Here is a 10,723-nt window from a genome sequence, read left to right on the forward strand (position 1 = left end):
GCGTCCGAGTGGCCAGGCCACCGGTGGCGCCCGTCCGGGCCCGCGTCCGGCCGGCCCGCGTCCGGGCAACAACCCGTTCACCTCGGGCAGCGCGACCGGCATGGCCCGCCCCGGCGACCGCCGTCCGGGCGCGCCGGGTGGGCGTCCGGGTGCTCCGGGTGCGCAGGGCGGCGACCGTCCGCGTCCGGGTGGCGACCGTCCGCGTCCCGCCGGTGCCCCCGGTGCTGACCGTGGCGCCCCGCGTCCGGGTGGCGACCGTCCGCGTCCGGCCGGTGCCCCCGGTGCTGACCGTGGCGCCCCGCGTCCGGGTGGCGACCGTCCGCGTCCCGCCGGTGCCCCGGGTGCCGGTGCGCCGCGTCCCGGTGGTGCTCCGCGCCCCGACGGCATGCCGCGTCCGGCAGGTCCGCGCCCCGGCGCGCCGTCCCCGTCCGGTATGCCGCGTCCGAACCCCGGCATGATGCCGCAGCGTCCGGCCGGCCCGCGTCCGGGTCCGGGTGGCCGTGGTCCGGGTGGCCCCGGTGGCCGTCCGGGTGGTCCGGGTGCCGGTGGCGCCCGTCCGGGCTTCCAGGGTCGTCCGGCCGGTCCGGGCTCGCGTCCGGCCGGTGGCGGCGGCTTCGGCGGTCCGCGTCCGGGTGGCGGTGCTCCCGGTGGCGGTGGCGGCTTCGGCGGCCCGCGTCCCGGTGGCTTCGGCGGTCGTCCCGGCGGCCCGGGTGCCCGTGGTGGCACGCAGGGCGCCTTCGGTCGTGGCCCGGGCGGTCGCCCGGCGCGCGGTCGTAAGTCGAAGCGGGCGAAGCGCCAGGAGTACGAGGCCATGCAGGCCCCGTCCGTCGGCGGTGTGATGCTGCCTCGCGGCAACGGCCAGACCGTTCGCCTGTCGAGCGGCGCCTCGCTGATGGACTTCGCGGAGAAGATCAACGCCAACCCGGCCGCGCTCGTCTCCGTCATGTTCAACCTCGGTGAGATGGTCACCGCGACCCAGTCGGTCTCCGACGCGACCCTCGAGCTGCTGGCCGGCGAGATGGGCTTCCAGCTGGAGATCGTCAGCCGGGACGACGAGGACCGCGAGCTGCTGGAGTCGTTCGACATCGACTTCGGTGCCGACGAGGGCGACGAGGACCAGCTGGCCCCGCGCCCGCCGGTCGTCACCGTCATGGGTCACGTCGACCACGGTAAGACCCGCCTGCTGGACGCCATCCGCAAGTCCAACGTGGTGGCCGGCGAGGCCGGTGGCATCACCCAGCACATCGGTGCCTACCAGGTGGCCACGATGGTGAACGGCGAAGAGCGCCCGATCACCTTCCTGGACACCCCGGGTCACGAGGCGTTCTCCGCTATGCGTGCCCGTGGCGCCAAGTCCACCGACATCGCGATCCTGGTGGTCGCGGCCAACGACGGTGTCATGCCGCAGACGGTCGAGGCGCTGAACCACGCCAAGGCCGCCGGTGTGCCGATCGTGGTCGCCGTCAACAAGATCGACGTCGAGGGCGCCGACCCGACCAAGGTCCGCGGCCAGCTGACCGAGTTCGGCCTGGTGGCCGAGGAGTACGGCGGCGACACCATGTTCGTCGACATCTCCGCGCGCCAGGGTCTGCACATCGACCAGCTGCTGGAGGCCGTGGTCCTGACCGCGGACGCCTCGCTCGACCTGCGGGCCAACCCCGAGCAGGACGCGCAGGGTATCGCCATCGAGGCGCACCTGGACAAGGGCCGCGGCGCCATGGCGACCGTGCTGGTGCAGCGCGGTACGCTCCGCGTCGGCGACTCGATCGTCGTGGGCGACGCCTACGGCCGCGTCCGCGCCATGCTGGACGAGAACGGCAACAACCTCACCGAGGCCGGCCCGTCCCGTCCGGTGCTGCTGCTCGGTCTCACCTCGGTGCCCCGCGCCGGCGACAGCTTCATCGTCGTCGACGAGGACCGCACCGCGCGTCAGATCGCCGAGAAGCGCTCGGCCCGCGACCGCAACGCCGCCTTCGCGCAGCGTCGGGTCCGGGTGTCCCTGGAGGACCTGGACAAGGCCATCGCCGCCGGCTCCATCGAGCAGCTCAACCTCATCATCAAGGGTGACGTCTCCGGTTCGGTCGAGGCCCTCGAGGACGCCCTCGTCAAGCTGGACGTGGGCGAGGAGGTCGAGCTCCGGGTCCTGCACCGCGGTGTGGGTGCCATCACCGAGTCCGACGTGGACCTGGCGATGGGCTCGGACGCCATCATCATCGGCTTCAACGTGCGCGCCGAAGGCCGTGCGCGTACCGCGGCCGAGAAGGAAGGCGTGGACGTCCGGTACTACTCGGTCATCTACCAGGCGATCGAGGAGATCGAGAACGCCCTCAAGGGCATGCTCAAGCCGGAGTACGAGGAGGTGCGCCTCGGCGCCGCGGAGATCCGCGAGGTCTTCCGCTCCTCCAAGTTCGGCAACATCGCCGGTGTCCTGGTCCGCGACGGCATCATCCGCCGCAACGCCAAGGCCCGCCTGCTGCGCGACGGCAAGGTCGTGGCGGAGAACCTCTCGATCGAGGGTCTGCGTCGCTTCAAGGACGACGCGACCGAGGTCCGCGAGGGCTTCGAGGCCGGTGTGACCCTGGGGTCGTTCAACGACATCAAGGTCGACGACATCATCGAGACCTACGAGATGCGCGAGAAGCCGCGCGCGTAGTCGCTGGTCACCGGGGCCGGTCGACGGGTGGTATTTCCGTCGACCGGCCCCGGTCTCGCTGTGTAGGGTCCGGGGTAGTCGATTGTCGCGGCGTCAGCCCGGTTCCGGGCCGTACGTCCCCGAGGCCTTCCAGGTCGGCGAGACCTGTCACACATGTTCGTGGGAACACTCACCTTCGACCTGCTCCTGGGCGACGTCCACTCGCTCAAGGAGAAGCGTTCGATCGTGCGGCCCATCGTGGCCGAACTGCAGCGCAAGTACAGCGTGTGCGCTGCTGAGACCGGGAACCAGGATCTGCACCGCCGGGCCGAGATCGGCCTCGCGGTGGTGTCCGGCGACGCCGGATACGTCACCGAGATCCTGGACAGCTGTGAGCGGTTGGTCGCCGGCCGCCCCGAGGTGCAGCTCCTCTCCGCGAGGAGGAGGTACCACAACGACGACGATGAATGACCGCTGTGGAGGGTGTCGACGGAAGTCGCCGTTCTCACACAGATCAGGACCCAGAGCGCCCGCAAGGCCGGGCGCGGGCCGGTACTTTGGGGCGTGGGCCCCGACGGGTGCGCAGCTCGCCCGGGTGCCGGGCCCACTGCACGAGGAGGCAACGTGACCGACACCGCAAGGGCGCGCAAGCTCGCCGACCGCATCCAGGTGGTCGTCGCCCAGACCCTGGAGCGGCGGATCAAGGACCCCCGCCTGGGGTTCGTGACCATCACCGACACCCGGGTGACCGGCGACCTGCGCGAGGCCACCGTCTTCTACACCGTCTTCGGCGACGACACCGAGCGCGAGGCCACCGCGGCCGCGCTGGAGAGCGCCAAGGGCGTGCTCCGCTCCGAGGTCGGCAAGCAGACCGGGGTGCGCTTCACCCCGTCGCTGACCTTCGTCGCGGACGCGCTGCCGGAGAACGCCCGGAACATCGACGACCTGCTCGACCGGGCCCGGACCTCGGACGCCGCCGTGCGTACCCAGGCCGCGGGGGCGACCTACGCCGGCGACGCGGACCCGTACCGGGTGCCGGCGTCCGAGCGTGACGACGAGGACGAGTAGTCATGGCGGGTGAGTCGGCTCAGGCCGCCTCGCGAACCGGATCGACCACGGGGGCGTCCTCCACCAGCACGGTGGAGGGTGCCCTCGCGGCGCTCCCGGGGCCGCGCGCCGAGGAGAGCGGCTTCGAGCTGCTCTGGCAGCAGGTGGTGGCGGAGATCGGGCGGGCCCGCTCGATCGACCTGATCTGCCACATCTGCCCGGACGGCGACGCGCTGGGCTCCTCGCTGGCGGCGGCGCTGGCGCTGCGCGCGCTCGGCAAGCGGGTGCGGGTCTCCTTCGGCGACGACCCGCAGATCGTGCCCGAGTCGCTGGCCTTCCTGCCCGGCCAGGAGCTGATCGTGCCGGCCGCCGAGGTGCCGGACGTGCCCGAGCTGGTGCTCTGCTTCGACGTGGCCGCGCAGAGCCGACTGGGGCTGCTGCACGACAAGGCCTTCGCCGCGCCCGTCCTGGTGGTGTTCGACCACCACGCCTCCAACCCGGGCTTCGGCACCCACCAGTTGATCGACCCGACCGCGCCGGCCACCGCCGTGCTGGTGGAGGAGCTGCTGCGCCGGCTCGGTGTCGAGCTCGACCAGGACCTGGCCACCTGCCTGTACACCGGGGTCGCCACCGACACCGGATCCTTCAAGTACCGGGCCACCACGCCCGCGACCCATGAGCTCGCCGCCCGGCTGCTGGCCACCGGCATCCGGCACGACCTGATCTCCCGGCAGCTGTGGGACACCTCCTCCTTCGGCTACCTCAAGGTGCTCGCGGCCGCGCTGGACCGGGCGGTCTACGAGCCGGACGCGGCCGACGGGCTGGGCCTGGTGTGGACCTGGGTGCCGTACCAGGACCTGGCGCTGTTCAGCGTCACGGTCGAGGAGATCGAGGGGCTGATCGACATCCTGCGCCGGCCGGCCGAGGCCGAGGTGGCGCTGGTGCTCAAGCAGGACCCGGACGGGACGCTGCGCGGCTCCTCGCGTTCCAAGGGCGCGGTGGACGTCGCCGCCGCCTGCGCCGAACTCGGCGGCGGGGGGCACGTCTTCGCGGCCGGGTTCAGTGCCCGGGAGGACGTGGCCGCGGTGGTCGAGCGGTTCCGGGGCGCGCTGCGGCCCCTTCGTTGATCATCCCGCGTTGATCATTCTGTACGTCGCCCCCAGAAGAAATCGCCGGCAGTCGCCGGCTTGGAGAAAGAACTCGATGAAGCGCAAAGGCACCGGCCCGGACGGCCTGGTGATCGTCGACAAGCCCGAGGGCATCACCTCCCACGGGGTCGTCGCCAAGCTGCGGTGGCTGGCCGGGACACGGAAGGTCGGGCACGCCGGCACGCTGGACCCGATGGCCACCGGCGTCCTGGTGATCGGTGTCGAGCGGGCCACCCGGCTGCTCGGCCACCTGATGCTGACCGCCAAGACGTACGAGGCGACCATCCGGCTCGGCCAGACCACCGTCACCGACGACCGCGAGGGCGAGGTGACCTCCTCGACCCCGGCCGAGGCTGTCACCCGGGAGGCGATCGACGCGGGGATCGCGGCGCTCACCGGCGAGATCATGCAGGTGCCGTCCAAGGTCAGCGCGATCAAGATCGACGGCAAGCGGTCGTACGCGCGGGTGCGCGAGGGCGAGGACTTCGAGCTGGAGGCCCGGCCGACCACGATCCACTCCTTCACCGTGCACGAGCAGCGCGCGGCGGTCGCCGAGGACGGCACCGCGGTGATCGACCTGGACGTGACCGTGGAGTGCTCCTCCGGCACCTACATCCGGGCGCTGGCCCGCGACCTGGGCGCCGGCCTGGGCGTCGGCGGGCACCTGACCGCGCTGCGGCGCACCAAGGTCGGGCCGTACTCGGTGGAGTCGGCGCGGACCCTGGAGCAGCTCGAGGCGTCGGTCACCGGCGACTCCGCCGCGGGGTTGGAGGTGCTGCCGATCGCGGCGGCCGCGGCGGCCGCCTTCCCCCGCTGGGACCTGGACGAGGCCTCGGCGCAGAAGCTGTCGCACGGCGCGCGGCTGAAGGCGCCCGGGCTGGGCGTGGACGGGCCGATCGCGGTGTTCGGGCCGGACGGGCGCTTCCTCGCCCTGGTCGAGGAGCAGGGCGGGCAGGCGAAGCCGGTGGCGGTGTTCGTCGGCTGATCGCAGTCGTGGTCGCAGTCCTGTGAAGCCCCCGTCGGGAGAGTCCTCCCGGCGGGGTTTCACCTTTCGGGGCCCTTCACTCGAACAGGTGGGGTCACTCGCGCGGGGGAGCGCACGAGGTGAAAGACCGTGGTGAGCGGCGCGGGCGCGGTCGGCCCACCGCCTCGGCGGGCAGGCTCCCGACGGCGAGCGAGCGACGGTCGAAGGGGCGGTCATGCGGGGGTTTCTGGAGGACGATCCGGGGCGGTACCTGCTGCGGATCCGGGACCTCAACGGGCGGCTGCACGGCTTAGGGTTCGTCGCCGACCCGCAGGGCAGTGTGCTGACCGCGCACGAGAGCGTGGCGGGTCTGGACCGGGTGGTGCTGCACACCTCCGGCGGGCAGACCCGGGTGCTGGGCCCGGACGCCGTGCTGCCGCTGCCCGAGCACGGGCTCGCCCTGCTGCGCACCGACGCGGTCGGCGGGCTGCCGGTGCCACCGCTGCCGGTGGCCGCCGTGGGGGCCGGGCACGAGGTGCTGCTGACCGCGCTCACCGGCGAGGACGAACAGGCGGTCGCGCTGCGCTGCGGGTTGCTGGGCGTGGGCGGCGCGATGTACGGCGGGCACCAGCTCGCCGGGGTGCTGCTGCTGGACGTGCCGGTGGTCGGCGGGGTCGCGGTGCCTGCCGGCTCGCCGGTGCTGGACGTCCGCAGCGGCGCCGTGGTCGCGGTGGCCGCGCCCTGCCTGCGCGGTCCTCGGCACGGCGGGGCGCTGCCGGCTGTCCCGGCTGGAGGCGGGGCGGTGGTCGCCGAGGCGCTGGCGGGGCTGCTGGCGCGCAACTCGGCGGCGGTGCCCGGGTACGGTCCGGCGCTCAACCTGGCCGGGGTGCTGCGGCTGGCGGCCGCCCAACTGGCCGCCGCCGGGGCCGGGCCGGGCCGGGTGGCCGGGCTGGCCGCCGACCGGGTGGATCGGCCGGACGGCCTGGACGGGGACGAGCCGACGGCGACCGTCACCGCGCTGGTCGGCGCCCCCGGCAGCGGGCGCTCCACCGAACTGGCCGCGCTGGCCGTCCGTCGCTCCGGCGGCGCCCGGCCGCTGCCCACCCTCTGGCTGCGCGGCGCCGACCTGCGCGCCGAGGACCGCTCGCTGGCCGAACCAGTGGAGCGGGCGCTGGCGGCCGTGGCGGCCGAACTCGGCATCCCGGCGCCCGCGCCCGAGCCGGTGGCGGCGCTCTGCGCGGCGGCCGGGCAGCCGCTGCTGGTGGTGCTGGACGGCCCCGAGGAGGCCCCGGCCGAGCTGGGCCCGCGCTGGCTGCGCGGCGCCGGGCAGTGGCTGACGGGCTGCGGGGCGCGGCTGCTGACGGCCTGCGGCGAGGAGGTCTGGGAGCGACTGGCGGCCGAGCCCTGGGGCAGCGGTGCCGACGGCGCGCGGCACCTGGCGGAGCCCGGCCCGGCCGGTGACCTGGCCAGCGCCCCGACCGTCCGGATGGACGGCGCCGGCCCCGGGGCGCCGAGTCTGGCCGGGCACCGGCTCGGCCCGCTGCCCGCCGAGGCGGCCGAGCGGGTGCGCCGTCGCTACGGGCTGCCGCCGGGCCGACCGCCCGCCGCCGAGGACGCGCGGCACCCGCTGGCCGTCCGGCTGGCCGGGGAGCTGTGGGCGCAGGGCCTGCACGACGGACCGGCGCGCCGCAGCGAGCTGTTCGGCGCCCACCTGGACCTGTGCTGCCTGCGGGTGGCCCAGCGGCTCACCGAGGACGGCCGCCTGCGCCGCCCGGGCGCGCACCGCAGGGGCGCCGCCCGGCCCGCCGGGCCGCGTCAGCGGCGGGTGCGGCGGCTCGCGGCGGCGGTGGCCGGGCGGGTGCACGAGGCGGCCCGGCGGATGCTCGGCGGGGAGCCGGGCGGCCTCGGCCGGGAGGCGTTCGAGGAGCTGTTCCCGGCCGACGGCGGCTGGGCCGCGGCGGTGCTCGCCGAGGGGCTGTTCGTCCCCGCCGGGCCCGGATTCCGCTTCGCGCACGGCGAGTTCGCCGACTGGCTGCAGGGCCTGCACCTGGACCTGGACGCGGCGCTGCGGCTGCTGCTCGGCGAGGCCGAGGACACCCCCGCCCCGCCCGCCGCCGGGGCGAACTCCGTCCCCCGGCACCGGATCGGCCCGGTCGCCGCCGCGCTGCGCCGGGTGGCCGAGACCTGGGGCGCGCCCGCCCTGGACCCGTGGCTGCACCGGATCTGGCGCGCCCTGGACCTGCGCCCGCCGGGTAGCGAACCCGCCTGGTGGGCGGCCCGGTTGCTCACCGCCGGGCTGGCCGCCAGCCCCGACCCCGTCGAACACCGCGCGCTGCTGGAACAGTTGGCCGGTCGGATCGCCGAGCGGGCCGCCGCGGCGGGCGGCTGGGAGGCGTTGGGTGAAGGGGAGTCGTTGGGCGGTGCGGGCCGCTTCGGCCCGGCGTTCTGGACGGGCCTCGACCTGCCCGTCGAGGCAGAACTCGCTTTGCTGAGCCGCCTGGTGGCCGCCGACGGCCCGGGGCAGTGCTTCCTCGGCGTGGTGGCCGAACGGCTGCGCGCCGACCCGGTCGCCGTCTTCCCGCTGCTCTGCGCCTGGTTCGACGACCCGCACGGCCTCCCGGGCGTCCCTGGCCGGACCACTGCCGACCTCGCCCACGACCTGCTGTACGCCCACCGGCGGCTCGCCCTGGACGAGTTGGCCGACGCGCTGGCCGACGCCGCGCACCCGAGGGCGGACGCGCTGCTGACCCTGCTCGCCGCCGAGGAGCCGTCCGCGCTGTGCCGCGCGGTGGACCGCTGGAGCCACGACCGGCGGCCCGAACGGCACGTCGCGGCCGCCGTGCACGCGCTGCGGACCGCCCCGTACGCGGCCGGTGCCGGGGCCGAACTGCTGCGGTTCACCGCGCTGACCCTGCTCGCCCGCGAGGACGAGCCGGGCCTGCACGGCGCCGCTCTGGCCCTGCTGGCCGCGGACGGGGCGACCAGGGCCGGGTACCTGGACGCCGCGCTCGCCCTGCACCGCGCCGGCGGCGACGCCTTCCTCACCCCGTGGGCGCTCGCCCCGGCCCTGGAGAGCGACCCGGAGCCCGTGTTGGCCGCGCTCGCCGACCGGCTGGCGGCCCCCGACGTGGCCCCCGCCGAGACCCTGCGGGTGCTCGCCGACGCCCGTGCCCCGGTGGCCGTCCGGCGCGGCGCCGAACTGGCCGCAGGGCTGCTGCGCCGGCATCCGGAGCTGGCCGGGCCGGTCGCCGTCGACTACCTCGGCCGCAAGCTGGCCCGGGCCGCGATCGACGGCCCGGCCGCCCGGTTGGAGCTGCGGGTGTTGCTCGGTGCCGCGCTGGCCGCCCGTACGGGGGTGGTCCGCAGGCCCTTCGCCGAGGTGCTGTCCGTCCCGGTGGCGGATCCGGCGGCGGACGCGCTGCGCTGCGAGCTGCTGGACACCCTGCTCGCCACCGAGACCGATCCGGTGGTGCTCACCGCCGTCGTGGAGCGCCTCGCCGAACAGTGCGCGGCCGAGAATCCCGCCCGGGCCCGCGCCGTGGTGGCCCGGGTGACCCCCGGGCTGGCGGACGCGGACGAACTGCTGGTGCGTTGCGCCGGGCACTCGGCGGCCTTCGCCCAGCTGCTCGCCCAGTGGCCGCGGGACGCCGCGCCGACCGCCCCGGACGGCCCCCGGCTGGCCCGGATGCGGGCCCTGGCGGCGGCCGGACGCGACCCGCAGTACGCCGCGGCGGAGGCCGAGCGGACCGTACCCGCGCGGGCGCTGCGTGCGCCGATGCGCTCAACCCCCATTCCGGTGCCAGAGCCGGGGCAGGCGCATGGCACGCTATAGGGGTTCGGGTTTTGAGCGTTTGAGCGTACCGAGGGTACGCACCGTACGGAACAAGGAGCGGTCGGGTGCAGCGCTGGCGTGGCCTGGAGGAGATCCCGGGTGACTGGGGACGCAGCGTCGTCACCATCGGCTCGTTCGACGGGGTGCACCGTGGGCATCAGCTGATCATCGGGCAAGCCGTCGAGCGGGCCCGCGAACTCGGCATCCCCGCGGTCGTGGTGACCTTCGACCCGCACCCGCGCGAGGTGATCCGCCCGGGCAGCCACCCGCCGCTGCTCGCGCCGCACTCGCGCCGGGCCGAGCTGATCGCCGAGCTCGGCGTGGACGCGGTGCTGGTGCTGCCGTTCACCACCGAGTTCTCCCAGGAGTCCCCGGAGACCTTCGTCCAGCAGGTGCTGGTGGACGCGTTGCACGCCCGGGTCGTCATCGAGGGCCCCAACTTCCGCTTCGGGCACCGGGCCGCCGGGAACGTGGCGCTGCTCACCGAGCTGGGCCGGGCGGACGACTTCGAGGTCGAGGTGGTTGACCTGCAGGTGTGCGGCACCGCCGGGGACGGCGAGCCGTTCTCCTCCAGCCTGACCCGCCGACTGGTCGAGACCGGGGACATGGCCGGGGCGAACGAGGTGCTGGGCCGCCCGCACCGGGTCGAGGGCGAGGTGGTGCGCGGCGCGCAGCGAGGCCGCGAACTGGGCTACCCGACCGCCAACGTGGAGACCGTGCCGCACAGCGCGATCCCGGCCGACGGGGTGTACGCGGGCTGGCTGACCGCCGGGGGCGAGCGGATGCCGGCGGCGATCTCGGTCGGCACCAACCCGACCTTCGACGGCACCGCCCGCACGGTCGAGGCGTACGCCATCGACCGGGTCGGCCTGGACCTGTACGGGCTGCACGTGGCCGTGGACTTCCTGGCCTACCTGCGCGGGATGGAGAAGTTCGACTCCATCGAGGCGCTGCTGGACCGGATGGCCGACGACGTCAAGCGCGCGCGTGAGCTGACCGACGGGGCCTGACCCCGCCGTGGGGGAGAGGGGAGGGAAGCAAACGCCAGCGGGGATGAAACCCCCTTTTTCCCCTCTTGGGGGGCGGGGGGGGGGAGGAGG

At 75.0% G+C, this 10,723-nt stretch carries 7 protein-coding genes; all 7 read left to right on the forward strand.

What is annotated here, in order from left to right; genetic code table 11:
- On the forward strand, window positions 1-2,653 hold a 2,653-nt coding region (gene infB, locus ACFQ87_RS33540), incomplete at its 5' end, for a translation initiation factor IF-2 (RefSeq protein ID WP_380614674.1).
- A gap of 153 nt (window positions 2,654-2,806) precedes the next feature.
- A complete protein-coding gene (locus ACFQ87_RS33545; protein ID WP_196949803.1) occupies window positions 2,807-3,103 on the forward strand; it encodes a DUF503 domain-containing protein in 297 nt (98 codons plus the stop codon).
- A 153-nt stretch (window positions 3,104-3,256) separates the two neighbouring features.
- Window positions 3,257-3,700, forward strand: a complete 444-nt coding sequence (gene rbfA / locus ACFQ87_RS33550; protein ID WP_380614675.1) for a 30S ribosome-binding factor RbfA — start codon at window positions 3,257-3,259, stop codon at window positions 3,698-3,700.
- 2 nt (window positions 3,701-3,702) lie between these two features.
- Window positions 3,703-4,806, forward strand: a complete 1,104-nt coding sequence (locus ACFQ87_RS33555) for a bifunctional oligoribonuclease/PAP phosphatase NrnA (RefSeq protein ID WP_380614676.1) — start codon at window positions 3,703-3,705, stop codon at window positions 4,804-4,806.
- 76 nt (window positions 4,807-4,882) lie between these two features.
- Complete coding sequence (truB, locus tag ACFQ87_RS33560) at window positions 4,883-5,812, forward strand: tRNA pseudouridine(55) synthase TruB (RefSeq protein WP_380614678.1); 930 nt, start codon at window positions 4,883-4,885, stop codon at window positions 5,810-5,812.
- 214 nt (window positions 5,813-6,026) lie between these two features.
- On the forward strand, window positions 6,027-9,623 hold the full coding sequence (locus tag ACFQ87_RS33565; protein ID WP_380614679.1) for a serine protease: 3,597 nt from the start codon (window positions 6,027-6,029) through the stop codon (window positions 9,621-9,623).
- Window positions 9,624-9,688: 65 nt separating this feature from the next.
- Window positions 9,689-10,633, forward strand: a complete 945-nt coding sequence (locus tag ACFQ87_RS33570; RefSeq protein WP_380614680.1) for a bifunctional riboflavin kinase/FAD synthetase — start codon at window positions 9,689-9,691, stop codon at window positions 10,631-10,633.
- Window positions 10,634-10,723: the final 90 nt, after the last annotated feature.

The organism is Kitasatospora sp. NPDC056531 (assembly GCF_042794375.1).
Taxonomy (GTDB): domain Bacteria; phylum Actinomycetota; class Actinomycetes; order Streptomycetales; family Streptomycetaceae; genus Kitasatospora.